The organism is Ruegeria sp. P10 (genome assembly GCF_056534925.1).
The window spans coordinates 202,801-227,797 of sequence record NZ_JBQERJ010000006.1; the positions used below are offsets into that span (position 1 = coordinate 202,801).

Here is a 24,997-nt window from a genome sequence, read left to right on the forward strand (position 1 = left end):
TTGCGCGCAAACGAATTTCAGTGAACTCCGCTGGACATCGCCTGGTCGCGGGCTAGGCTCGCCCCTGAGACCGCGCAGGAGGGCCACCCATGGAAAAGTTCGGCAGAAGCCAGCCGGTGAAACGGACCGAGGATCAACGGTTCCTGACCGGGCAGGGGCGTTACATGGATGATGCGGTGCCCGGGAACGCTTTGTTTGCCGCATTCTTCCGCAGCCCGGTGGCGCATGGTGACATCACGTCTCTAGATGTCGAGGCCGCACGGGCTGCCGACGGCGTTCGGCTGGTCATGACGCTGGACGATCTGGCAGCTTCGGGCATCGACACGGTGCTAAACGCTGCCGTTTTACAAAACCGCGATGGATCGAAGGCCGCTGCGCCCGATCGGCACATGCTGGCCAGGGATCGCGTGCGTTTCGTGGGCGAGCCGGTGGCGGTTGTTATCGCGGATACGCTGGCACAAGCGCAGGACGCGGTCGAGTTGATCTGGATGGATACGCAAGAGCGCCCGGCCAAGCTGGACGTGAAGGCAGGCGGTGAGATCCTGCACGCGGAAGCGCCCGAGAACCGTGCTTTCGATTGGGGGCTGGGCGACGAAACCGCGACCCAGGCTGCCTTTCAGGCGGCCGCGCATACGGTGTCGCTGAACGTCGCCGACAACAGGGTCATCATTAGTTCGCTGGAGCCGCGCGGATGTCAGGCGAACTGGTCCGAGGGGCGCCTGCATTTTTCTTACGGAGGTCAGGGCGTTTGGGCGATGAAGGCCCAACTGGCGCAAAAACTGAAACTGGATGCGGACAACATACGCGTCACGACCCCGGATGTGGGTGGTGGTTTCGGTATGAAAGTGATGCCATACCCCGAATATTTCTGCGTTTCCGTGGCGGCGATGAAGCTGGGTCAGCCGGTGCACTGGATGTCCGACCGGTCCGAGGCGATGCTTTCCGATCACCAGGGCCGCGACCTGACCTCGCTGGCCGAGCTGGCCTTTGACGCCGATCACAAGATCACCGCCTACCGCGTCCACAGCAAGGTGAACCTTGGCGCATACAACAGCCACTTCGGTCAGGCGATCCAGACCAGCCTGTTCAGCAAAGTGCTGATGGGTGTCTATGACGTCCAGACCACCTATTTGCGGGTCGAAGGCTTTTATACGAACACGACGCAGGTGGATGCGTATCGCGGTGCGGGCCGCCCCGAGGCGATTTACGTGCTTGAACGCGCGATGGACCGCGCCGCGCGCGAACTGGGCGTTGACCCGTGGGAACTGCGGCGCAGGAATTTCATCCGCTCCGCCGATTTCCCCTACACCACTTCCACTGGCGAAACTTATGATGTCGGCGATTTCGACATGGTCCTCACCCGTGCGGCCGACCAGACCACCGGGTTCGAGGCCCGAAAAGCTGCGGATGCCGAACGCGGTCTGATCCGGGGGCAGGGTCTCTGTTACTATATCGAAAGCATTTTGGGGGACCCTTCCGAAAACGCGAAGGTCGCGTTTTGCGAGGATGGAACGGTGAATCTTTACGTCGGCACGCAATCGAACGGGCAGGGGCATGAGACGGTCTACGCCCAGTTCCTGTCAGATCAGACGGGTATTCCCATGGACAAGATCACCGTCATTCAGGGCGATACCGACCGGCTTGCCCATGGCGGCGGCACTGGCGGGTCCCGCTCGGTCACCGTGCAAAGCACGGCCACCCTGGCCACGATTGACAAGATGATCGCCGCATTCACGCCTTATCTAGCCGATAAGATGGGGGTCGAGGACAGTGATGTGCATTTTGACCACGAGACATTCCGCGCGCCGGGCTCCAACCTGACGCCGACCCTGACCGAAGCTGCCGAGATGGCGCGTGCCGATGGTCGAACGGATCTGCTGCAACATGAGGCCCGCGCAAACCTGGATGCGCGCAGCTATCCGAACGGCGCGCATGTTGCCGAAGTCGTGATCGATTCTTGCACCGGCGAAACCTGGGTGGACCGGTACACCGTGGTTGACGATTTTGGTAATCTTATCAATCCGATGCTGGCCGAAGGGCAGGTACATGGCGGGGTGGTGCAGGGTATCGGCCAGGCGCTGACCGAACATGTCGTGCACGATGCACATGGGCAACTGCTCACGGCTTCGTTTATGGATTACGCCTTGCCCCGTGCAACCGACATACCCATGATTAAGTTTACCTCGGCGCCGGTTCCGTCAACCTCGAACCCGATGGGGATGAAAGGGTGTGGCGAGGCTGGCACCGTGGGCGCGCTGGCCGCTGTGGCAAACGCGGTTCAGGATGCGCTCTGGGATCATGGGGTGCGGCAGGCGGACATGCCTTTCACACCTCACAAAGTATGGGAATTGCTGACGCATGAATCTGTCGCGGCTGAGTAGAAAGGTTCTGGGATGGCTCGGGCGCCCTTTGCGGTCCGAGCATTCCGCCGAGACGCGGCACCGCGAACCGATCAGCCATGTCATCATCCTTGATGGCACCATGTCCACTCTGGAACCGGGGTTTGAAACCCACGCCGGTCAGACATTTCGCCTGTGCTGCGAGATGGGCAGCAAGGTTTCGGTGTTCTACGAGGCAGGCGTGCAGTGGGAAAGCTGGAAGTCCTCGCTGGATGTGATGATGGGCAGGGGCATCAACCGCCAGATCCGTCGCGCCTATGGGTATTTGGCGTCCCGCTACAAGCCGGGCGACAAGATCTTTTTCATCGGTTATTCGCGCGGTGCCTATGGCGTGCGCAGTCTGGCCGGCGTGATCGACATGATCGGCCTGCTCAAGGCGGAACACGCCACTGAACGAAACATACTGCAAGCGTATCGCCACTATGAATGCAATCCAGAGGGCATCGCCGCCAGCGAATTCCGCCGACGTTTCTGCCACGAAGGGGTCGAGATCGAGATGGTCGGCGTCTGGGACACGGTCAAGGCGCTGGGTTTGCGTTTGCCGCTGCTGTGGCGTAGGGCCGAAGAGAAGCACGCCTTTCACAACCATCAGCTGGGCCCGGTCACCCGCCACGGGTATCACGCTTTGGCGCTGGATGAGACGCGCGAAGTGTTCGAACCAGTTCTGTGGACCTGCACGCCCGAGTTCAAGGGCCATGTGGAGCAGGTCTGGTTCCGCGGAACCCATGGCGACATAGGTGGCCAATTGAACGGCTACGAAGAGGCGCGGCCGCTGAGCAACATTTCCCTGATCTGGATGCTGGACAAGGCGGAATTGCACGGTCTGCCTTTGCCCGACGGCTGGAGCGATCGGTTTCCCATTGATCCCCATGCTCCGTCGGTTGGCACATGGCGCGGCTGGGGTAAGATTTTCCTGCTGCGAAAGCATCGCAAGGTCGGGCAGGACCCGTCAGAACGCCTGCATGTTTCAGTTTCGCCGGACGAACTGCCCGGATGGGTCGCGATGCCGAACCTGCCGACACATCCCGCGCAGTGAAAGGCTACAATGTGCCGGTGACTCCAAGATCACCGGTACTTCACTGTCAGGTTCGAGCCCAACTTGTAAATTCGAATTTCTTGGTACGTGCGCACGCAGCACCAGAAATGCTGCATGCGCGTGAATTTCGGTGCCGCCGCGCAGCGGAAGGACCAGTCATTCATGTTGACCGCAGCGAGGAACAGACGCCGAATTCACCAGGAGCGGGACTTTGCTGCCGTTCTCGTCATTCACTCGTTTGCGGAAATCCGAAATTGCTGAAGTTCGTCTGAACTCGTGAATGCTTTCGGTTTTTGTAGATGCCGGGGGACCCTTACTTTGAACCCAAGTGCACATCAAGGAATGATATGATCCGGTCTCCCAAAGACATTCGAGTGCCATCGTCACCCAGCGATACAGCATTGTGCGGATAAAAATGGGCAAATCCCGGAACCCATGACAGTGAGTATTCCACACCGGCTTCCCTCAAAAGCGACACAACTCCTGGCAGGTCACTTAACTGCGTGTGTTCGTCGAATTGAGAGTACGCCAGTAGTGTGGGTGGCAAATCAGGGTGGTCCATCACCGCTTCATGCTCGAAGAGAATGTTCGGCCCGGACAGCGGAAAAATCGCGGCAAGTGGGGCGTCCATACCAATTCCGACGTTGAGTGTAATTCCGCCACCGGCCGAATGCCCGCCCATTGCAATGCGCTCAGGATCGATATTGAAGCGCTCCGCGTTCTCAATGACAAATTCGAGGGCGAGGTTGGCATCTTCCGCACCAGCCAGCCCGGCTTTCCACAGATAAAGCCTGTCTTCGGGGCTGTTCTCTAGCCGTGGCAATCCCATTGCATTCCGAGCCCGAACTGTCGCCTCAAACACCTGCGGCGTGATGTAGGCGTCAACATCGGCAATCAGGTTCCCTTCCCCCGGCGCTAAAGCAGGCTCAGGGTATTCGGTGGCAAGCCGATACTCGATAACAAAAACAACGTAGCCAAGCGGCGCAAGCAACCGCGCATAATCTTCCGGGCGCGAGTGCACAGCGGCCTCTAGCCGAAAGGGTTCTATACGTCTTCCACCGCGGTGATGCGCGCCACCATGCACGTATATTACCGCCGGATGCGGGCCGTCTAAAACTGACGCAGCCTTGGTGTAGTCCGCGTTGGCAGCAGAGGGTGAATAGACGTCCATCCGCAGTTCCCGCTCTGTCTGAATACCATCAGGCGCGATTTTTCCTGTCCCGTAAACAACGTCGAGCTCAGTTTCGTATCCAAACACCTGATCAGCGTTGCCAGATTTGGCGGCTGAAAAAAGCAGAAAAGCGGCTACAGACAGCCAGACGCTTTTACGGATCATTGAATCCTCCAATCGAAAGTAAAGTGTGCTGGTTCGCAACGCTGTCGGCACTTCTGAATGAAGTGGTCGTCGGTATTTTGCCTCTGATTTGTCAAAGCGTCGAAATAGTTATGAAGATTGAAGCAAATAACCGTCGCAAAGTGCTCTACTGCCTGAAGAGCGTTGCAAAGTTCTCTTTGGTATGCGCTGTAAATACAGTCACTAGCAGAAACTGCCGAAGGCGAATGTGCAAGCCGCACTTCAGCGATCATCGGCAAAGGAGCGGTCAAGGAAGGCTGCAATCCGACCTTCTATCGACACACTCACCGCATCGCCGCCCAGACTGGCAGCACCAGCAGGGTAAAAATGGCCAAACCCGGGAACCCATGCGAACTCATAGTCAACGCCGACTTTTTCATAATGCTGGATGAGTTCAGGCACAGAGGATAGCGCGCCAGGAAGATCATATTGCCCCATAAACATCAAAGTCGGTGGTGTTACTGAGGTCGATGTCACGGTCTTTTTCACGTCAAAGCCCGCATCGGTTCCGGAAAGTAAAAAGACACCTGCAACGGGGACGCCCATGCCATAAGCGACGTTCCAGGACGTCACCGCGCCTGCTGAAAAACCTCCCAGAACGATACGGTTTGGATCGATCTGGTATGTCCCGGCTGCCTTGCGAATGTGTAAAACGGCTGTGCGCAGGTCTTCAGCGGCGGCGACTACGCCATCAACCATTGTCTTTTTTTGATCCGGAATCGCGAAATCTATCGGCGGCAGGTTCATCGTCCCCCGAATGTAATTGGCTTGAGGTAAAAGCGGTAACAGACTTTCAGGATCTATCCAGTCTTCTTGGTAGCCCTCGCCGGACAGCACCGGGCGTTCCGTTGTAAGCCGGTAATCAATCGCAAAGCAGGTATAACCTCTCGCAGCAAATCGGCGGCAATAGTTGCCCATCGAGGTGTCCTGCGCACCTCCGGATTGAAATGTCAGACGTGGACTGCCGCGATGGAAAGCCCCGCCGAAAGTAAGGATCACAGCTGGCCGTGGCTCGGTAGCATTTTCGGCGGGATAGTAGATGTCCATCCACAGATCACGCGATACTTGCGTCCCGTCCTTCGTCACGAGGCCCGCGCCGTAGATCACATCAGCCTCCAGAGTGTATGTCTCCGCTGGTGCCTCCTGCGCGAGCAGAGGAGCACCTCCCGGAGCAGGAAAAAGGAGTGCAGCGACCAAAGCCATCAAATTGAAGTTTCGCAATTTGCTCACTTGGCGCCTCGATCGAATGATAAATTGAATTGCCCGAAGCTTTTCACGCAGGTGCGTAAATTCGGACGGCGATCGCAAACACGCTAAATGAGGAGACCCGATCGCACAACTGGCAGGCAGAATAATTCGCTGGCTGCGAATGCAAAGTGTATAGATTAAGCAATTCTGCTTTGGGCTCTCTACTGCCCAATGCGTCTGCGGCGTTCGCCAATGAAACAGCAAGCTTATAACGGCCATTCAAACCACCAGCAAACTGAGGCGCCAGCGCTGTGCATAGTCAGGGTTTGGCGGGAGGATTGGAGGGCGCACAATGCCAAGAGTCCAACTTCCCGCTGTCACCCCGAAACGAAGAGCCTGGCACAGGGGCCGGATCATCGGCCAGAAACGGCCGCTTTGGCCGAAACAGGTCTGGGCGATCCGCGCGCGGCTCGAGCTGGCGGGCAACCTGCGCGATCTTGCGCTGTTCAGTGCGGCCATTGATAGCAAGCTTCGCGGATGCGATTTGGTGAAACTGGCCGTCGCCGACCTGGTAAAGGATGATCGCGTTCGCGAACGCGTGTCCGTGATCCGGAGCAAAACCAAGCGGCCTGTTCAGTTTGAACTTTCTGAAAACACGCGGGATACCATTGCCGCATGGATCAAGTCACCGGAGATGCTCGGCTGCCATTTCATGTTTCCCAGCAGGTTTCATGACCGCCCGCATATCTCAACACGCCAATATGGCCGGCTTGTGAGGGATTGGGTGGCCGCGATTGGGCTGGAGCCCAGCGGATACGGTACCCATTCGCTGCGCCGGACCAAAGCAGCGGAAATCTACCGCAAAACCGGAAATCTCAGGGCAGTTCAACTCCTGCTCGGGCACACAAAGGTTGACAGCACTGTCAGATATCTTGGTGTCGAACTTGAAGATGCGTTGAGCATTGCCGAGCAAATCGACATTTGAACCATGTTGGCGGGCGGCACTTGCCGTTCGCCAATTCAGACCAGACCTACGATCGCACCGCGGCAGTGGTTCGGTTCGAGCCCACTTTGACCGATGCTGATCGATACCCCCATGACAGCAATGCGCAGAAATCTGACTTTGCAAAGATGCCGTTCATGCTTTTGCTCGCCTAACCAGACCGGCCCAGATAGCCGGAGGCCCATCTTGGAAGTGCGGCACTATAGATTGTTGGCCTATTTGAAAAAACTTAGGTACTGAGCAGTGTTGTGCTACGTCAGCCAACGTTAGTGCTAGGGGAATAAGGGCAGTACAAGCTCCAACAAATCAGACGATTTTGGACGAACTATTGGTCGATTAACATCATTGTCCGAGCGATAGCTGCCAGACAAGCTTCAGCGCTGTTTTCGTTTAACCGAAATAATGCACCCAGAGTGTTTTGGATGCCGTGCTGGTACATCCCGCGCCATAGCGTCCACGTTTCCGAGGTGCCGCAACGCTCCGTTGTTCAGCAACACACCATGCCCTGCATCGTAACGGCGCTGTCCAAATCCGCTGGCAACGCATTCCCAGTTTTCCTTTGCCGCTGCGTTGCGGAACCTGGGTAAGTCGTGCGGGTCATGCCGTCCAGGTGTTGCTGCGACATGATCGAGTTTTTTTGAATTGCTTTGGTGGGTCAAATGGTGGGTAACTTGTGTTGTGCCAGTTGGCTGGACAGTACCGGTTGTCGGCCTTGGCTTTGGGCGCATAACTGTCACTACGCCTTGTGGTTTCGGATGTCCTGGGACGGCCATATGAGTTGCCGTAGGTTTTGGAGTCAACTGTGGAACCTGACCAGGAACCGCTGTGGGAACCTGATTGGGAGTCGCGGTTGGGACGAGCGGTGGCACAGCAGTTTGACCGTTAGGTTGAGGCGGAACCTGACCAGGAACAGCGACTGGTATTTGGTTGGGTGTTGCTGTTGGCACCAAGGGCGGCACATTGGGTTGAGGCGGAACCTGGCCTGGGACAGCTATCGGAACTTGATTGGGAACGGCCGTCGGAACCCGGTTGGGTGTCGGGTTTGGCACTAATGGCGGAGCTAGTGTCGGCGCTACGATCGGCGTTGGCACCTGACCGGGTACCGCTACTGGTGTCGCGATAGGAACCTGACCGGGAATTGCGTTCGGGACCGCGCCCGGTGCAAGGACCGGCACTGTGACGGACGTGGGCGTTTGCGGCGTTCCTCGAGATGGCAACTGATTTGCCACCGGCTGCGTTGGGCCGGTAATTTGATTGCCTGCCCCTAGCCCACCGGCCTGCCCGCATCCTTGGCTCGACTGGTGTGGGTTCCCTACGCCTCGGCACCATCCGTAGTGATTTCCGCGGACAAAGACCTGAGTAGCGGCCAGTTCAGCAAACAAACAAGCTCAGGTGATCAGCCCCACTTGTGTGGTCCAATTTGATTGTTAGTGCATGACTGGCCTTTGGTCCATTTGAACGATGGTTTCCGGGGCCGGCGGTTTATATCCCAGAGCACTGTGAGGGCGTTTTGTGTTGTAGTGTTTCCTCCATTCTTCGATCAAAATCTGCGCTTCTCTTAGACAGTAGAAGACTTCGCCATTCAGGAACTCATCTCTGAACCGCGCATTGAAACTTTCACAGTAACCGTTCTCCCTTGGGCTGCCTGGCTCGATGTATGCGGTCTTTGCTCCAACTGCATTGATCCAGTCTTGCACCGCCACGGCAATGAACTCAGGGCCATTGTCGGAGCGAATGTAGCTTGGCACACCGCGCATGATGAACAGGTCACTCAGCACGTCGATGACATCGCTGGAGTTCAGCTTGCGGTCCACACGGATCGCCAAGCACTCCCGGCTGTACTCATCGATGACGTTGAGCGTGCGGAATGCCTTTCCGTCATCCGTTCGACAATGCACGAAGTCATAGCTCCAGACATGGTTTCGATGCTCCGGCCGCAGCCGAACACACGATCCATCATTTAACCAGAGCCGCCCCTTCTTTGGTTGTTTCATTGGCACTTTCAGCCCCTCCCGACGCCAAAGCCTTTCGACACGCTTGTCATTCACCTGCCAGCCCGCATCTCTCAGCAAAGCCGCGATCCGGCGATAACCGTAGCGGCCATACTGGCGGGTCAATTCTATCATGTCCGCCACCAGGCGCTTCTCGTCAGCTCGACCTTTCGGCAGCTTTCGCTGTGTGGATCGGTGCTGTTTCAGGACGCGACACGCCCGGCGTTCTGAGACACGCAGTTTGTGGCGCACATGGTTGATGCAGGCACGGCGACGGGCGGGGCTCAGTAGTTTCCCTTGGCCGCCTCCGTCAGGATCAGTTTGTCCAGGGTAAGATCCGAGACGGCCTTTCGAAGACGCTCATTCTCTTTTTGAAGGCGCTTAAGTTCCTTCAATTGATCCGTACCCATTCCGCCGTACTTCTTCTTCCAGCGATAATAGGTCTGTTCAACAACACCAATCTGCCGGATCGCATCCAGACGGGACATGCCTTGCCCCATCAATATCTCAACCTGCCGTAACTTCGAGACAATCTCTTCCGGCCTCGGTCGCTTGTTCGCCATGTGGTTCCTCCGTTTTCATAACCATAACGGCGGACCACTTCAGAGGGGGAGGATCAGAAAGCGATGAGCCCACGGCAACTTTGTCCGCAAAGCTGACGCTCCGAACTAAAACACCCTCGCAGCATTCAGCGAGGGTGTTTTCTTTGTAAGAACCCGTTACGCCTTGCGTCGTTCTTGACTATGCAACGTCTCCGGTAGAGGCGTGGCGAAATGCCTGCGCCCTTTTCACGTTCCATAGACATGATTTAGGTTCTTGTGTTCGCAATTACCGCCGACGATCCCTGCGCGAGCTCATCGGCTGGAAGGCCACTCCCACATGCGCCTCGCAATAGGGTTTGCCCGCCTCAACCGGAAGGCCGCAGAACCAGAAATCCTCGGTCGCGGGGTCGCCCACGGGCCATTTGCATGTCTTCTCGGTCAATTCCATCAAAGTCAGCTTCTTGGCTTTCTTTTCAACCTCGTTGACCTTGGCCAGCGCCTCGGGGCTGATCTCATTGGCCGATGGCTGCGGTGGCAGCGGCTGACCGGCGGGGATGATCTGACGGCGGGCCGGAACGACCGGCTTCGCCTCGGAGGTAGGGGCCGGGGCCGGACGCGCCGGTTCGGTCTTGGGTGCAGGTTTGGGCTTGGCCTCGGCCTTGGGGGCGGGCGCCGGTTTTTCTTTCGGTTCCGCCTTGGCCGGGGATGCGCCTGCCGTCCGGTTCGACAGGCCCAGGCGGTGCACCTTGCCGATCACCGCATTGCGGGTCACGCCACCCAGTTCCTTGGCAATCTGGCTGGCCGACTGGCCTTCGCCCCACATCTTCTTCAGCAGTTCAACACGCTCGTCTGTCCAGGACATCGTTAGCCTTTCAAAAGCGGAAAGCGGCCCCGGATTCGGGCCGCCTTGGGAATTCGTCTCAGCCCCCTATTCTAAACACTGCTGCCCGAGTTACAAGCTGTCTTCGAATCAGGTCGAGGGCATATCATGCAAAATCGCGCAGATCAGACCGCGCGTCGCTTCGGAGCAGTCAACTGGATGGGCCTGTACACGCTGGCTCAGCGCGAAACCCTGCGTTTTCTGGCCGTCTGGACGCAGACGGTTCTGGCACCACTGGTTACGGCGGGGCTGTTCCTGTTGATCTTCACCATCGCCATCGGACCCAGCCGGCCCGATATCATGGGTGTGCCGTTTGTGATGTTTCTGGCACCGGGGATCATGATGATGACGGTGATCCAGAATGCCTTTGCCAATACCTCGTCCTCGATGGTGATCGCCAAGGTGCAGGGCAATATCGTCGATACTTTGATGCCGCCGCTGTCACCGCTCGAGATTCTGCTGGGTTACCTCGCGGGTGGTATTGCCCGAGGCGTGATGATTGCACTGGTGATCTCGATTGCGTTTTTGGTCTTGCTCTCCATTGCGCCTCAGCACCCCCTGATCGCGCTGACCTTTGTTGTTCTGGGTGGGGCATTCATGGGCGCGTTGGGCCTGTTTGCCGGTATCTTCGCCAACAAGTTCGACCAGATGGCAGCAATCACCAACTTTATCGTCACGCCGCTGGCCTTCCTGTCGGGCACGTTCTACTCGGTCGAGGCGCTGCCGCCCGTGCTGAACCGCCTGACCCACCTGAACCCGGTGTTCTATCTGATCGATGGTTTGCGCTATGGAATGATCGGAGTGTCCGACAGCTCTCCGTGGCTGGGAATGGCGGTTTGTACGTTTGCAACACTCGTGATCGGAACCATCACCTGGCTGATGCTGCGCACCGGATATCGCCTCAAGGCTTAGGGTGGCCCAGCCATCGCGACCGGTTGCAAGGGCCGGGGCCGGGATGCAGGCGCACCCGTTTCCGCCGTGCAGGGCAGGCTCTCAAACGCGGCGCCGCACCGCTTCTCGCCAGACCAGGATCAGCCCGCCGGCCAGAATGGTCGCAGACCCGATCAGACTGATCCAGTCGGGGATTACTTCAAAGACCGCCAAGTCGTAAAGGGCGGCAAAGATCAGCGTGGCATAGCTGATCGGGGCCACAAAGGATGCATCCGCCCGCGCCATGCCGTTGACGAAACAGGCCTGCGCACAGGCCATCAGAACGCCGATCCCCACCAATGCCGCCCACTGCTGCGGGGTCGGCATCTGAAAGACGAAGCTGACGGCCAAAGTGGCGATCAGCAAACCCATCGCGTTATTGATCAGCAGGATCTGCATCGGTGGCTCGCGCCCGGACAGTTTTTTGATGAAAATCAGCTCCATCCCGATCAGCGCAGCCGCCGCCAGCGCCAGAAGCGCGGCAGGCTGAAAGCTGGCGGGGGTCGGGCGCAGCAGGATCAACGCGCCCGTCAAGGCGACAGCCGCCGCCAGCCAGCGCCAAGGACCAACCCGCTCGTGCAGCAGAGGCATGGCCAGCACCATACCAAAGACAGGGTTCAGAAAGGATATGGCCGTCGCATCCGCCATCGGAATGAAGGCAACCGACGCGAACATCAATGTCACCCCCGCCCAGCCAAAACTGGTCCGCCCGACGTGAAGCCCCCAATGGGGCCGCACCAACCGGGGCCGCAAAGCTGCAACCGCCAGCACGATCGCCAGCAGGGCAAACAGAAACCGCCCGTGACTGATCTGCATGGCGTGCAAGGACGGGCCCAACGCATCCGTCCCGAGCGCCTTTGCCAGCAGCGTCGTCGCGGCGATAAAGGCGGTGGCGACAAAAATCAGCGCAGCGGCAAGCGGTGGATTGTGGTGCTTGGGTTGGAACATGGCCAAGCGGTGCGCCGTTGCACAGGCTTTGGCAAGGGCAAAATTCGATCCCTGCAAAATACTGGCTTCCCAACCTGTGCAAGCATCGCTATACGGTCGGCCATGATCAAACATGTGCATATCCAACTGCTCCGACGCCGACGCATCTTTGCGTAACCGGCCTGTTTGATCTCGTGTGCCCGACAAATCGGCACAGACCTCACCAAAATTGTTGACGAACAGGGCCTTCGTGTATCACTCACGAGGCTCATACTACCTGAAAAGGATGATCCCATGATCCCGTCCGTTCTGCCGACCTATAACCGTGCGCCCCTGACCTTCGTGAAGGGCGAAGGCGCCTGGCTGACCGAGGCGGATGGCCGACGTTTCCTGGACCTCGGCGCAGGGATCGCCGTGAACGCACTGGGCCATGCCCATCCGGCATTGGTGGCCGCGCTGACTGACCAGGCCCATGCGCTGTGGCATGTCTCGAACCTGTACAACATTCCTCAGCAACAGGCGTTGGCAGACAAGCTGGTGGAAAACAGTTTTGCCGATACGGTTTTCTTCACGAACTCCGGCACGGAATCCTGCGAACTGGCCGTAAAAATGGCCCGCAAGTATTTCTATGACAAGGATCAGCCCGAGCGGGTCGAGATCATCACTTTCGACGGTTCGTTCCACGGCCGGTCGTCAGCCGGCATCGCCGCTGCCGGGTCCGAGAAAATGACCAAGGGCTTCGGCCCGCTGCTGCCGGGTTTCGTGCATGTGGCCTTCGGCGATCTGGACGGCGTGACCGACGCCATCACCGACAGGACCGCCGCGATCCTGATCGAACCCATCCAAGGCGAGGGCGGTATTCGCCCGGTGCCGGACGCCGAACTTAAGGCGCTGCGCCAGATCTGCGACGACAACGGGCTGCTGCTGATCCTTGATGAAGTCCAGTGCGGCGTTGGCCGGACAGGCAAGCTCTTTGCCCATGAATGGGCTGGGATCACCCCTGATATCATGATGGTCGCCAAGGGCATCGGCGGCGGCTTCCCTCTGGGCGCAGTCCTGGCCACCGAAGACGCGGCCAGCGGCATGACAGCAGGCACCCATGGTTCGACCTATGGCGGCAACCCGCTGGGCTGCGCGGTGGGCTGCGCGGTGATCGATCATGTGGCAACACCCGCCTTTTTGGAAAGCGTCAACCGCAAGGCGGGCCTGCTGCGCCAAAAGCTCGAAGCCCTGATCGCAGATCACCCCGACGTGTTCGAAGAGGTGCGCGGATCAGGCCTGATGCTCGGCCTCAAGTGCAAGCCTGCCAATATCGACGTGGTCAACGCAGGTTATGACAACCTCGTCATCACCGTTCCCGCCGCCGACAACGTGATCCGCCTGTTACCGCCTCTCACTCTGACCGAGGACGATATCGCTCAGGCCATGATCCGCCTCGACAAGGCCGCCCGGCAGATCGAAACCCAACTCCAAACTGCCTGATTTTCATCTTTTCCCAAATACTCCGGAGGTCCGGGGGCAGCGCCCCCGGCAACCGACAGCCAGGAAACGAACCGACATGAACCATTTTCTCGACATCCACAAAACCGATGCTACCGCGCTTCGGTCCATGATCGATCAGGCGGGCGCGATGAAACAGGCGCGTCTGGGCCGTCCCAAGGCCGCCCCTGATGACGAACAACCGCTGAAAGACCGCATGGTCGCGCTGATCTTCGAAAAGCCCTCGACCCGGACGCGCGTGTCCTTTGATGTGGGCGTGCGCCAGATGGGCGGCCAGACCATGGTGCTGTCGGGCAAGGACATGCAGCTGGGTCACGGCGAAACCATTGCCGATACTGCCCGCGTGCTGTCGCGCTATGTCGACATGATCATGATCCGCACCTTTGATGAAACCATCCTGACCGAAATGGCCGAATATTCCGACGTGCCCGTCATCAACGGTCTGACCGACCGCACCCATCCCTGCCAGATCATGGCCGATGTTTTGACGTTCGAGGAACACCGCGGCCCTATCGCGGGCAAGAAAGTGGTCTGGACCGGCGACGGCAACAATGTCTGCGCTTCCTTCCTGCACGCCGCCGGTCAATTCGGATTCGATCTGACCTTCACCGGCCCCGCTCAGCTTGACCCGGAAGAGGAGTTCATGGGGTTTGCCCGCCAGAAAGGTTCGAAAATCGTGATCGAAAGGGATCCGCACAAAGCGGTGGAAGGCGCGGACCTCGTCGTCGCGGACACCTGGGTTTCGATGCATGATTCCCAGTCGGCCAAAGAGCGCCGCCACAACATGCTGCGTCCATATCAGGTCAATGCTGAACTCATGTCGCATGCCAAACCGGACGCGCTGTTCATGCATTGCCTGCCGGCCCACCGCGAGGAAGAAGCGACCTCCGAGGTCATGGACGGCCCGAACTCGGTCATTTTTGATGAGGCCGAAAACCGTCTGCATGCACAAAAGGCGGTGATGCGCTGGTGCCTGGGCGTCTAAGGGCGTCGACGGATATCCCACACTTTCAATTTGGCGAGCGTGCTTGCGCTCGCCAAGAGGACCAGTGCGCAAAGCGCTGTTTTGGTTACGATCTCCATCGTGCCTTCGATCAGCATGGCGTGAACAAGGCTGCCGACAATCGTCACCCCGGCCAGTGCGGTGTGGCTCAGCCGCCAAAAACGAAAACGCTGGCGCAGACGTTTGCGGAAGACCCCTAACAGGGCCACCCCGAAAGCGGTCCACATGGCAATGACACCCCAGGCCGAGAACGGCGTTGGCGATGCGAACAACAATGCATCCACCACATCCGGCGGGCTGGTAAGCCACAACCCCGCGACATGGACAACAATCGCCAGCACAAGGGTCAGGCCGATCCAGCGGTGAATGTGGCGGCTCATCACTGCGGACAGGCCCGGAAGGTATCTTCCGGCCAGAAGCGGTTGCAGCAGCAGCAGGCCCAAGCTCAGAATTCCGGCAAACCCGGCGAGGATATAGGCTGGATCGCGCCAGGCAAGATACGGGCTGCCTGCCGCAGCGATCAGGGGAACGGCAAGGGCGGCGATCAGGGTCGCCCAAATGGCACCGGTTCGGATCACCGGGATCAGAGCGGTTGCAACACGAAATGCGCAGCCAGTGTCTTGTCTTTGGAACTGGACATCACAGGCCGCAGGAACACGGTTTCGAACGCGCCGCTGTCATAGGCCAGATGCCCGTGCGGTTGACCGAATGCAGGAACGATCTGCGGCATTTCCAGGCGGAATTCACCCTTTTCATCCGTCAAGGTCGCTCCATGGCTTTGCGGGTCACGCTCGTGCCCTTCTGTGGTATGGGCCCAGATCTGTATGCGCTGGCCGGGCAGGGGGGCGCCATCGCCCGCCCGTCGTACGGTGCCGGTCATCCAGAACCCGCCGCCACCGATCCGGTCCACGATTGGCGCGCCTGGGCGATAGTTGTTCGATCCGCCCCGCATCGAAGGCGTCGGCGCAAGCCCGGCTGCGCGGGCAGGCACCCAAAGCCCTGTGGCGCCGGTTGCCAAAACGGCAACACCTTGGGTGATCAGGGAACGGCGGGACAGCAACGCATCTGTCATCGAGAAACCTCCAATACGCGATCCATTTTTGTCAGTCTGCGGCTTCCATCTGAAACATAGCATGTTTCGTTCAAAATCCGAGGCCGTGCGCGGTTGGATCCCCGCGTCCTCACGGTTCTGTGAGTGATTCCGGGTCGTCGAAACGAATCTCTTTGACCTCTGGCGGTGCCTGGTGCGATGCTCGGGGCCACCGAACCACATCGGGATGATTATTCCATGACGACAGCAGATATGGTCACACAGGAAGACATTGCCGCCTTCCAACGCGATGGTGCTGTTGTTCTGCGGTCGAAATTCTCATCCGACTGGTTGTCATTGCTGCGCGCAGGTATCGACGCCGACCTTGACACGCCGACGGATAATTTCACCCGTCATACCAAGGATCCGAACGCCCCGGGCTATTACGAAGACTACTGGGCCTGGAACAAAATCCCGCAATTCAACGAATTCGTTCACAAGTCGCCCTGCGCTCCGCTTGCCGCCGGGTTGCTGGGGGTGCCATCCATCAACCTTGTCATGGACAACTGGTTCCTGCGCGAGGCCGGCTCGACCTCGCGCCCGCCCTTCCATCAGGACCTGTCTTACTTCGACTTCGAAGGCGCGATGTGTGTCCTTTGGCTGCCGCTGGAACCCGTGTCCAAGGAAAACGGCATCGCATTCGTGAAGGGTTCACACCTATGGGACAAGCTGTTCATGCGGGTGCGGTTTGTCGATGGACATCCCAGCTATGAGCCCACCGAAGTCGCCGGGCTGACCTATCATCCGCCACCCGATGTCAATGCCGACCCAGGCGCGTATGAGTTGCTGCAATGGGATCTGGAGCTTGGGGATTGTATCTTTTTCGACATGCGAACGCTGCATGGCGGATTGTCCTCGACCACGCCGTCGGAAACGGTGCGGCGCTTCACCCTTCGCATGACGGCACCTGATGGTGTCATCCGGTATCGCGGCGACTGGGCCAAGGACGAGCGTGCGCAGTTCGAGGCGGCAGGCTATGGCGAGGGGGATCGGATTGACGGGCCGTTTTTCCCGCAACTCTGGCCGCGTTGATCGGAACGGCGCCGCACGCAATCTGTGCGATTGTGCACTTTATGGGCTGCTTCGCGTGGCTATTTCTTACCTGAGTGAACGCGGGTGGCCTGACCATCCGCAACGAAGGGAGAGCTGAAATGAGTTGGAACCCGACACACAATCCGGAGTGCATTTCGGAGAATCCGGCGCTGGACACATTAATCATCCCGCGTGCCCGTGACCTGGGAGGGTTCGAAGTGCGCCGCGCGCTGCCTTCGGTAAAACGACAGTTGGTAGGCCCTTTCATATTTTTCGATCAAATGGGGCCGGCTGAATTCATCACCGAAGGCGGCATCGACGTGCGCCCCCACCCCCATATCGGACTGGGCACGGTTACCTATCTGTACCAGGGCGAATTCGAGCACCGTGACAGCCTTGGCACACATCAGATGATCTATCCCGGCGAGGTCAACTGGATGGTTGCAGGGCGTGGTGTCACCCATTCCGAGCGCACCAGTGACGAAACACGCGGCAGGAAACACAGCCTGTTCGGCATTCAGACCTGGATTGCTTTGCCCGAAGCGCATGAGGATATGGCCCCAGATTTCGAACATCACAAACAGGCCGCGTTGCCGCATATTCAGGATGCAGGCGTCAGCGCCCGGTTGATCCTGGGTTCGGCTTATGGTGAAACCAGCCCGGTCACGATGCTGTCCGAAACCTTCTATCTCGACGTGCAATTGGAACCCGGCGCGTCTTTCCCTCTGCCTGACGACCACGAAGATCGCGGTGTCTATGTTACGCAAGGTTCGGTCGAAATCGCGGGCGACAGGTTTGACGAGGGCCGCATGATGGTGTTCCGGCCCGGGGACAAGCTGTCTGTCAAGGCCGGTGCATTGGGCGCACGGCTGATGCTGCTGGGCGGAGCGACCCTGAATGAAGACCGCTACATCTGGTGGAATTTCGTTTCGTCTTCGAAGGAAAAAATCGAAACCGCAACCCGTGAGTGGAAAAGCGCCGATTGGGCCAATGGAGCATTTCAACTGCCTCCGGGCGACGATCAGGAATTTATCCCTATTTCCAAAGAGCTTGAGCGCACCAAACCCCGGCTGGCCCGCTAGCGCGTGACGTCGGGGGCAAGCGGGCTTGTGTCACAGGACGTTTGCGGTGATCCTTTTCGGGTGTACCGGAGGGGGTATCATGAATCTTGTCCTTGCAGGCGCGGGCAGCATTGGCTGTTACTGTGGTGCTTTGCTGGCCCATGCGGGCCACGCTGTAACCCTGCTGGGTCGCGCCCATGTGCTGGACCCGATCCGAGAGCACGGGCTGAAGGTCACTGACTTTGATGGCCTTGACGTCACGATTCCGACCGGGGGCCTGACGCTCAGCGAAGATCCGGCCTGTCTGGATCAGGCCGAACTGGTCATCGTCACCGTCAAATCGGGTGCAACCGCAGACATGGCCGAGCAAATTGAGCGCTTTACGCGGCAGGATGCTCCGATCATGTCCTGGCAAAACGGTATCGAAGCTGCCGCAACATTGCGTGAGGCCTTGCCGGGGCGCGATGTGCGTGCGGGTATGGTTCCGTTCAACGTGGTGCCAAACGGCCCTGCCACCTATCATCGGGCCACGTCCGGAGAGATCGTCATCCAAAGCGGCACCGGTGATCTGGCTGCGCAGCTGAGCAGCGCAGACCTTCCCGTAAAGTCCAGCGACCAGATCGAAGCCGTGCAATGGGGCAAGCTGGTGATCAACCTGAACAATGCGCTTAATGCCTTGTCGGGCCTCACGTTGGTGGATCAGCTGATGAACCGCGACTGGCGCAATCTCATGGCGGATCAGATGTCCGAGGCGCTGACCGTCCTCAAGGCGGCGGGTCATCCCGTGGCCTCGACCACACCGCTTCCGGCATGGATGACCCCGCATATTCTGCGGCTGCCGACACCGCTGTTCACCCGCATCGCGGCCCGGATGCTGACAATCGACCCCAGCGCGCGAACGTCCATGGCCTATGACCTCATGGCCGAGCGGCAAACGGAAATTGACAGCCTGCAAGGTCACATCATCCGGATGGGTCACGAAACCGGAGTGCCAACACCCATCTGCACGCAGGTGTCAGACCTGATCAAGCATGCACCCGATCACCCGTTGTCGCCGGAACAGATCAGGCTCTGACGGTCTCCCTCAGGCGAACGCGGTCAACACCCAGTAAATGACGGCCGACATGGTTGCGGCGGCGGGCACAGTGACTACCCACGCGGCCACGATGGTCATGAAATGCGACCGCCGTACCAGCTTGCGACGGCGGTATTCTTCCGGGGCAAGGTGATGTTCTGTGCGGTGACGCTTTCCCTGTTTGCGCCGGCGCTCGGAATCCCACTCTCGGTAGAAGCCGACGCCAAAGACTGCACCAACGGCGATATGGGTCGAACTGACCGGCAGGCCAAGCCAGCTGGCCAGAATTACGGTGATCGCCGCCGACAGGGCGACGCAAAAGGCGCGTATCGGGTTCAGCTTGGTGATCTGGCGGCCCACCATCCGGATCAGCCTGGGGCCGAACAGAAACAGACCGAAGGAAATCCCGAACGCTCCGATGATCATCACCCAAAGCGGGATTGGAACTTTCGCGGCGAACTCTCCGAACTCGACCGCGTGGACAATCGCAGCCAGCGGACCGACCGCATTGGCCACGTCATTTGCACCATGGGCAAAGCTCAGGAACGTGGCCGAGATCACAAGCGGCAGGCCGAACAGCGTCTTCAGCGACCGGGTTCGGTTCTCCATCCCTTCGGATCTGCGCTTGACCCACGGGACGGTCACGGACCAGGTCAGCAGCCCCACGCCCAACCCGATCAACAGGGCCATTTCCGGATCGATATGCACGATCCGTTGCAGGCCTTTGACGGACAGATAGGTGGCAAAGGCCCCCGCCATCACCGCCAAAAGGACAGGTACCCATTTGCGCGCGGCGGCGATCTTGTCGTCCTGATTCTGGATTTTCGACTTGATCAGCGCCAGAAAAGCCGCGGCAACCGCACCCCCGAGCATCGGCGAAATCACCCAGCTGGCTGCAATTGCACTCATCGTGCCCCAGTTCACCGCGCTCAGGCCCGCTGCTGCAATGCCCGCACCCATCACCCCGCCCACGACTGAATGCGTTGTGGACACAGGGGCGCCAATCCAGGTCGCCAGGTTGACCCACATGGCCGAAGATATCAGCGCTGCCATCATGGCCCAGATGAACACCTCGCTGTTTTGCACCGAGGCGGGATCGACAATCCCCTTCGAGATGGTCGAGACCACGTCACCCCCCGCAAGCAACGCACCTGCGCTTTCGGCGATGGCGGCAATCACGATGGCACCGCCCATGGTCAGCACATTCGCGCCGACCGCTGGCCCCATGTTGTTGGCCACGTCATTGGCACCGACATTGATCGCCATATAGGCCCCGAACGCGGCCGCCGCGACCACGACATGGCTGCCATCCGCCCGACCGAACAGGACCGCCGCCGTCAGCCCGGCAAGCGCCATGAAGGCCAGTGCGACCCCCGGTGCCAGCAGGTGGCGCGCGACATGGATGTTGGCGGTTTCGACCCGCGAAATTCGGTGCAGGTCGCTGTCCAACGTTTGCCAGCGTGGTTTCGGATTCGTGTCAGACATGAACTTGGTCAGATATTGTAGGATCGTGCGCCACTAACGGTATCCGGATGCTCAGGCAAGCTGGGTGCCATCGAAATGTTGCGAATTCCTTACAGTCTGCGCAACAAGGCCTGAAGCTCGGGCTCTTGCACCAGAGTGGCCGCTTCAACCGGCGAAAACCAGCTGCGCTCGCGCTGATCGGCCTCGGGAAAGTCATCCGCCAGCGCGCGCACCGAAATCCTGTAGACATTGGTCAATACCGGTTGCGCTGATCCGTTTTTGAGGATCTTGTCATAGGTGAATTGGCCGACGGGTTCATCGTGAACTGCATCCGCGCGCACCCCGGCCTCTTCCCAGGCCTCCTGAAGGGCTGTTTCCGCGCCACTCAAACCATCGATGGGCCAGCCTTTCGGGATGATCCAGCGTTTGGTGTCACGGCTGGTGATCAGCAGAACCTGATCGTGCCCGTCATAAACGCGGGTGCATAACGCCGCAAACTGCACCCGTCGGGGGCGCAGGAACAGCGGTCGCCCGACCTCTTCCCAGATATTTTGCAGCCATGCATTCATCAGTTTTTTTGTCAGTCTACTCTATGCCTTTAAAGTTGATACGACTTAACAACGGAAATGGTGAGTTTCAATTAAACCTTCCAGTTTTGGCCGGGTTTGGCCGATTCTTGAGGGTTTTCTGGGTTGTTTTGTGGATTTTGGGCAAGGCTCGGGCTTTGCTGACGGCTCTAGTGACGTCTGCGTTTTGCCCTCAGCGTGGGATCAGCCTGGGTCGGGTCTTCGGGCCAGGGGTGTTTGGGGTATTGCGCCCTCATGTCCTTGCGTACATCCGCGTAAGAGCCCGCCCAGAAACCGGGCAGGTCACGCGTTATCTGGATCGGGCGCTGCGCCGGTGACAGCAGAGTGATCTTCAAAGGCTGGCCGCCGATCGCCGGGTGTCGGGTCACGCCAAACACTTCCTGCAAACGGACCGAGATTTCCGGTACGGCCGCGCTGTAATCAATTGGCACCTTGCGCCCCAGCGGCGTTTCAAATGACCCCGGAGCGCGCCGGTCCAGTTCCTGCGTCTGCGCCCAGTCCAGCCGCGCGCGCAGGGCGGGCAAAAGATCGAATTTCTTCCAGTCTTCGGCGCTTTTGACCCCTGACAGCATGGGCAGCAACCAGTCTTCCATATCGGCCATCAGGCCTGCGACCGAAAAATCGGGCAGATCGACGCCATCGGCGCGCACCAGTTCGACACGGGCGGCCAAGCGCGCGGCGGCACCCTCCAGCCGCAGGCCCAGATCGCGTATCCCATCCAGCATCGCGCGGGCCACAGCGTCGTCCGGGACGTCCTTCCAGATGCGGTCGTCCAATGTGATCGCACCGAACCGCTCTTGCCGCCGCGACACGACGCGCCGCTCGCGTTTGGACCAGGCGCAGGTCTCGACCCAGCCGATCTGATCCGCGAACAGATCGCGGATGTCGCGTTCCGAAATCTGGGTGGCCATCCGGACCTTCGCCTCGCGCGGGTTGCCATCCGTGTCGATGACGACCAGAAACGGAGCGTTGGCCAGTGAATCCGCACTGTCCAGAACAACACCTTTCCCCCCTGACAGCACATAGCGCGGCGCGTCGCCCTTGCGCCGCTGCCCGATGCGGTCAGGATAGGCCAGCGCGGCCATGGCGGCGGGGCTCAGATCGGGCGAGTCGCCCTTGGCCTGTTTTCGCAGCCGTCTGGCCTCGGCATTGATCCGATCCACTGCGCCCATGTTGACCTGCCAGACCCTGTTGCGCTGAAAGGCCCGGGGGTCGCGCAGCGCCTCTTGCCGCAGGGTGATATCCACCGGCGCGCCGCGAAGGGGGTCACGCTCGGCCATCAAGGCCGCCAACGGGGCGGCGTTCGGACCGGCCCGCACAAGCATGTGCCCCAGCCGGGGATGCAAGGGCAGTGCCGCCAGGGCGCGCCCATGATCGGTAATCCGCCCATTAGTATCGAGTGCGCCCAGCATTGTCAGCAAAGCCCGCGCCTCGGCCATCGTCCCCTCGGGAGGTGGAGTCAGAAAGGCCAGATCGGCCGCGTCAGCGCCCCACAGGGACAGCTCCAGCGCCAGCCCGGTCAGATCCGCCGCTTCGATCTCGGCAGGCGGGTAGGCGGCCAGCGCACCGTCTTCCCCCTTCGACCAGAGCCGGTAACAAACCCCTTCGGCCACCCGTCCGGCCCGGCCCGCGCGCTGTGTGGCCTCGGCCCGGGTCACCCGTTCGGTCACCAGCCGGGACATGCCCGATCCCGGATCGAACCGAGCCCGCCGGGCCTGTCCCATATCCACCACGATCTTGATGTCGGGGATCGTCAGCGAAGTTTCGGCAATCGACGTCGCCAGCACGACTTTGCGCCCTTGTTCCACCGGGGCAATCGCGGCACGCTGGGCTGCAAAGGGCATGGCCCCGAATAACGGGCGCACCACGCATCTGTCGGGCAACCGACCGTTCAAAAGGCTTTCAGCGCGTCGGATCTCACCCTCTCCCGGCAGGAAAACCAGAATTCCGCCGCCGGACTTCCGGGTCTCACGCTCGGCCTGCACCACCAGATCGATCAACGCATCCAACCGTCGCGCTTGCGGCCCCAATGGCCGATCCAGCCAGCGCGTCTCAACCGGAAAGCTGCGCCCGTCCGATGTGACCAGAGGGGCCGCCATCAACGCACCGACGGGATCCGCATCCAGCGTGGCTGACATGGCCAGCAGGATCAGATCGTCCCGCAATGCGTCGGTCACTTCGAGGCACAAGGCCAGCCCCAGATCGGCGTTCAGAGACCGTTCGTGGAATTCATCGAAAATCACTGCGCCAATTCCCGGCAGATCCGGGTTGGATTGCAGCATCCGGGTCAGGATGCCTTCGGTCACCACCTCGATCCGGGTGTCTTTCGACATTTTCGCCTCGCCGCGCACACGGTATCCCACGGTCTGCCCTGCGCGCTCTCCCAGGGTCTCGGCCATCCGCTCGGCCGCGGCCCGGGCCGCCAGCCGCCGGGGCTCCAGCATCACGATCCTGCCTTCGCACAAACCCGCCTCGAGCATTGCCAGGGGAACCCGCGTGGTCTTGCCCGCCCCCGGTGGGGCCTGCAATACCGCGCGACCCTGCGCGCACAATCTGTGCAGCAGTTCGGGAATGGCGTCGTCGATGGGCAGGCGTATCGTCATCCGGTTCTTATCCGCGATCATGCTGGTGTCGTCCAGTTCTCGCGCCGCGCGCGTTCTGGTGACACCGGGGCGGCAGAATCAACCCTGAACGGCCAAGCAACGCACGAATTGACGCAGCTTTCGCTTTGATCGCATTTCCGGAGACCTGCGGTCTGGACAAACGCCCCCCGAGCGCGGCAACTATTCCTGCCTCTAGGATCGGGACAAGAATGCAGACAGACAGCCTCAGCGACAGGATTTTGAAGGGCGAGCGCCGGGCGCTGGCCCGCGCGATTACTCTGGTGGAAAGCAATCGCGCCGATCATCGTGCACAGGCCAGCGAGCTGTTGGCCCAGCTCGCAGGATCGGGGCGTCAGGCGCTCCGGATCGGTTTGTCGGGTACGCCCGGGGTGGGCAAGTCCACCTTCATCGAAAGCTTTGGCATGATGCTGACGGGGCAGGGGCTGCGTGTCGCGGTTCTGGCAGTCGATCCCAGCTCTGCCCGTTCGGGGGGCTCGATTCTGGGGGACAAAACCCGGATGGAACGCCTGAGCCGCGAGAAGAACGCCTTTATTCGCCCCTCCCCCAGCCAGAGCCATCTCGGCGGCGTTGCCCGACGGACCCGCGAGGCCATCGCCCTGTGCGAGGCCGCAGGCTATGACGTGGTGCTGATTGAAACCGTGGGCGTCGGGCAGTCTGAAACGGTGGTGTCCGAATTGTCGGACCTGTTCCTGTTGCTGTTGGCCCCGGCGGGTGGGGACGAATTGCAGGGTGTCAAACGTGGCATCATGGAGATGGCCGATATCATCCTGATCAACAAGGCGGATGGCGACCTGAAGGCCACGGCGACCCGGACATGCGCAGACTATGCCGGCGCGTTGCGATTGCTGCGCAAGCGCCCGCAGGATCCCGAAGGTTTCCCCAAGGCAATGACCGTTTCAGCGGTCGAAGAACAGGGGCTGGAGCAAGCCTGGGACGAGATGCAATCCCTGACCCGGTGGCGCCGCGACAACGGTATCTGGGAAGCCAACCGGGCCGCACAGGCGCGATACTGGTTCGATCAGGAAGTCCGCCATGCCCTTCTGGCACGGCTCGACACGCCGCGGGCCAAGGCTGAGATGGAACGCCTGAACGCTGAAGTCTCGGCCGGGCGTCTGAACCCGGCCCGCGCGGCCGAAGAACTGCTTGGCACACTGAGCTGACGGGGTGAAAGGGGGCAAGGTTTCAAAGGCGTGCGCAAAATGAAAGAATTCGTTCGGTCCGTCTTGACCCTTCCTGCGATTCCCACTACACGCATCCAACCAGTTTTCGGGCGCGACTTCGGGTTGTGCCCCTTGTGATTTGGCCGAGGGC

At 59.8% G+C, this 24,997-nt stretch carries 20 protein-coding genes; 10 read left to right on the forward strand and 10 right to left on the reverse strand.

Features of this window, described 5'->3' with window-relative positions:
• Nucleotides 1-89 precede the first annotated feature (89 nt).
• Both ACR0FB_RS12275 and ACR0FB_RS12280 read left to right on the forward strand, forming a co-directional pair.
• Nucleotides 90-2,381: a xanthine dehydrogenase family protein molybdopterin-binding subunit gene (locus ACR0FB_RS12275; protein ID WP_480620827.1), complete on the forward strand. Its 2,292-nt coding sequence runs from the start codon at nucleotides 90-92 to the stop codon at nucleotides 2,379-2,381.
• Nucleotides 2,359-3,435 (forward strand): DUF2235 domain-containing protein, encoded by a 1,077-nt coding sequence (locus ACR0FB_RS12280; protein ID WP_480620828.1) that lies wholly within the window; start codon nucleotides 2,359-2,361, stop codon nucleotides 3,433-3,435. Before ACR0FB_RS12275 ends, ACR0FB_RS12280 begins: the two co-directional genes overlap by 23 nt.
• Nucleotides 3,436-3,748: 313 nt before the next feature.
• Here the strand turns inward: ACR0FB_RS12280 and ACR0FB_RS12285 are convergent, their stop codons facing one another.
• Nucleotides 3,749-4,771, reverse strand: coding sequence for an alpha/beta hydrolase (locus ACR0FB_RS12285; protein ID WP_480620830.1), 1,023 nt, complete (start codon nucleotides 4,769-4,771; stop codon nucleotides 3,749-3,751).
• A 240-nt stretch (nucleotides 4,772-5,011) separates the two neighbouring features.
• Nucleotides 5,012-6,256, reverse strand: coding sequence for an alpha/beta hydrolase (locus ACR0FB_RS12290; protein ID WP_171724405.1), 1,245 nt, complete (start codon nucleotides 6,254-6,256; stop codon nucleotides 5,012-5,014).
• A gap of 73 nt (nucleotides 6,257-6,329) precedes the next feature.
• Here ACR0FB_RS12290 and ACR0FB_RS12295 point away from each other — a divergent pair, with 73 nt between their 5' ends.
• On the forward strand, nucleotides 6,330-6,962 hold the full coding sequence (locus ACR0FB_RS12295; RefSeq protein ID WP_480620832.1) for a tyrosine-type recombinase/integrase: 633 nt from the start codon (nucleotides 6,330-6,332) through the stop codon (nucleotides 6,960-6,962).
• Nucleotides 6,963-8,407: 1,445 nt separating this feature from the next.
• On the opposite strand, the gene ACR0FB_RS12300 is transcribed toward ACR0FB_RS12295, so the two are convergent.
• Both ACR0FB_RS12300 and ACR0FB_RS12305 read right to left on the reverse strand, forming a co-directional pair.
• Nucleotides 8,408-9,534, reverse strand: a protein-coding gene (locus ACR0FB_RS12300; RefSeq protein WP_480620834.1) for an IS3 family transposase whose coding sequence is annotated in 2 segments (ribosomal slippage) — nucleotides 8,408-9,270 and nucleotides 9,270-9,534 — 1,128 coding nt in all. Because the reading frame shifts where the segments join, the coding sequence is not laid out codon by codon here.
• A gap of 265 nt (nucleotides 9,535-9,799) precedes the next feature.
• Nucleotides 9,800-10,375 (reverse strand): GcrA family cell cycle regulator, encoded by a 576-nt coding sequence (locus tag ACR0FB_RS12305; RefSeq protein ID WP_171724402.1) that lies wholly within the window; start codon nucleotides 10,373-10,375, stop codon nucleotides 9,800-9,802.
• Nucleotides 10,376-10,501: 126 nt separating this feature from the next.
• Between ACR0FB_RS12305 and ACR0FB_RS12310 the strand changes: the two genes are divergently transcribed.
• Nucleotides 10,502-11,305 (forward strand): ABC transporter permease, encoded by an 804-nt coding sequence (locus tag ACR0FB_RS12310; protein WP_480620836.1) that lies wholly within the window; start codon nucleotides 10,502-10,504, stop codon nucleotides 11,303-11,305.
• 81 nt (nucleotides 11,306-11,386) lie between these two features.
• Here ACR0FB_RS12310 and ACR0FB_RS12315 read toward each other — a convergent pair whose 3' ends face one another.
• A complete protein-coding gene (locus ACR0FB_RS12315) occupies nucleotides 11,387-12,271 on the reverse strand; it encodes a DMT family transporter (RefSeq protein ID WP_480620890.1) in 885 nt (294 codons plus the stop codon).
• 273 nt (nucleotides 12,272-12,544) lie between these two features.
• Here ACR0FB_RS12315 and ACR0FB_RS12320 point away from each other — a divergent pair, with 273 nt between their 5' ends.
• Both ACR0FB_RS12320 and argF read left to right on the forward strand, forming a co-directional pair.
• Nucleotides 12,545-13,732, forward strand: a complete 1,188-nt coding sequence (locus tag ACR0FB_RS12320; RefSeq protein WP_209546957.1) for an aspartate aminotransferase family protein — start codon at nucleotides 12,545-12,547, stop codon at nucleotides 13,730-13,732.
• Nucleotides 13,733-13,808: 76 nt separating this feature from the next.
• A complete protein-coding gene (argF, locus tag ACR0FB_RS12325; protein ID WP_171724400.1) occupies nucleotides 13,809-14,735 on the forward strand; it encodes an ornithine carbamoyltransferase in 927 nt (308 codons plus the stop codon).
• On the opposite strand, the gene ACR0FB_RS12330 is transcribed toward argF, so the two are convergent.
• Both ACR0FB_RS12330 and ACR0FB_RS12335 read right to left on the reverse strand, forming a co-directional pair.
• On the reverse strand, nucleotides 14,732-15,328 hold the full coding sequence (locus ACR0FB_RS12330) for a ferric reductase-like transmembrane domain-containing protein (RefSeq protein WP_480620892.1): 597 nt from the start codon (nucleotides 15,326-15,328) through the stop codon (nucleotides 14,732-14,734). The two genes, argF and ACR0FB_RS12330, sit on opposite strands and share 4 nt — an antisense overlap.
• An 8-nt stretch (nucleotides 15,329-15,336) precedes the next feature.
• Nucleotides 15,337-15,825 carry a twin-arginine translocation pathway signal gene (locus ACR0FB_RS12335; RefSeq protein ID WP_480620838.1) on the reverse strand — a complete coding sequence of 163 codons (489 nt, stop codon included), beginning with the start codon at nucleotides 15,823-15,825 and terminating at the stop codon, nucleotides 15,337-15,339.
• 216 nt (nucleotides 15,826-16,041) lie between these two features.
• On the opposite strand from ACR0FB_RS12335, the gene ACR0FB_RS12340 reads away from it, so the two are divergent.
• From ACR0FB_RS12340 to ACR0FB_RS12350, 3 genes are all read left to right on the forward strand, one after another.
• On the forward strand, nucleotides 16,042-16,875 hold the full coding sequence (locus ACR0FB_RS12340) for a phytanoyl-CoA dioxygenase family protein (protein WP_480620840.1): 834 nt from the start codon (nucleotides 16,042-16,044) through the stop codon (nucleotides 16,873-16,875).
• Between the two features lie 119 nt (nucleotides 16,876-16,994).
• The gene (locus ACR0FB_RS12345; protein ID WP_171638206.1) at nucleotides 16,995-17,957 is read left to right on the forward strand and encodes a pirin family protein; all 963 of its coding nucleotides are present in this window, start codon (nucleotides 16,995-16,997) and stop codon (nucleotides 17,955-17,957) included.
• A gap of 79 nt (nucleotides 17,958-18,036) precedes the next feature.
• Entirely contained in the window at nucleotides 18,037-19,011 is a 975-nt protein-coding gene (locus ACR0FB_RS12350; protein ID WP_480620842.1) for a 2-dehydropantoate 2-reductase, read from the forward strand.
• 9 nt (nucleotides 19,012-19,020) lie between these two features.
• On the opposite strand, the gene ACR0FB_RS12355 is transcribed toward ACR0FB_RS12350, so the two are convergent.
• From ACR0FB_RS12355 to hrpB, 3 genes are all read right to left on the reverse strand, one after another.
• A complete protein-coding gene (locus tag ACR0FB_RS12355; RefSeq protein ID WP_480620844.1) occupies nucleotides 19,021-20,496 on the reverse strand; it encodes an inorganic phosphate transporter in 1,476 nt (491 codons plus the stop codon).
• 89 nt (nucleotides 20,497-20,585) lie between these two features.
• A complete protein-coding gene (locus ACR0FB_RS12360) occupies nucleotides 20,586-21,044 on the reverse strand; it encodes an NUDIX hydrolase (protein ID WP_171724395.1) in 459 nt (152 codons plus the stop codon).
• A 167-nt stretch (nucleotides 21,045-21,211) separates the two neighbouring features.
• A complete protein-coding gene (hrpB, locus tag ACR0FB_RS12365) occupies nucleotides 21,212-23,686 on the reverse strand; it encodes an ATP-dependent helicase HrpB (protein ID WP_480620845.1) in 2,475 nt (824 codons plus the stop codon).
• A 188-nt stretch (nucleotides 23,687-23,874) separates the two neighbouring features.
• On the opposite strand from hrpB, the gene meaB reads away from it, so the two are divergent.
• Nucleotides 23,875-24,846 carry a methylmalonyl Co-A mutase-associated GTPase MeaB gene (gene meaB, locus ACR0FB_RS12370; RefSeq protein WP_171724394.1) on the forward strand — a complete coding sequence of 324 codons (972 nt, stop codon included), beginning with the start codon at nucleotides 23,875-23,877 and terminating at the stop codon, nucleotides 24,844-24,846.
• Nucleotides 24,847-24,997 lie beyond the last annotated feature (151 nt).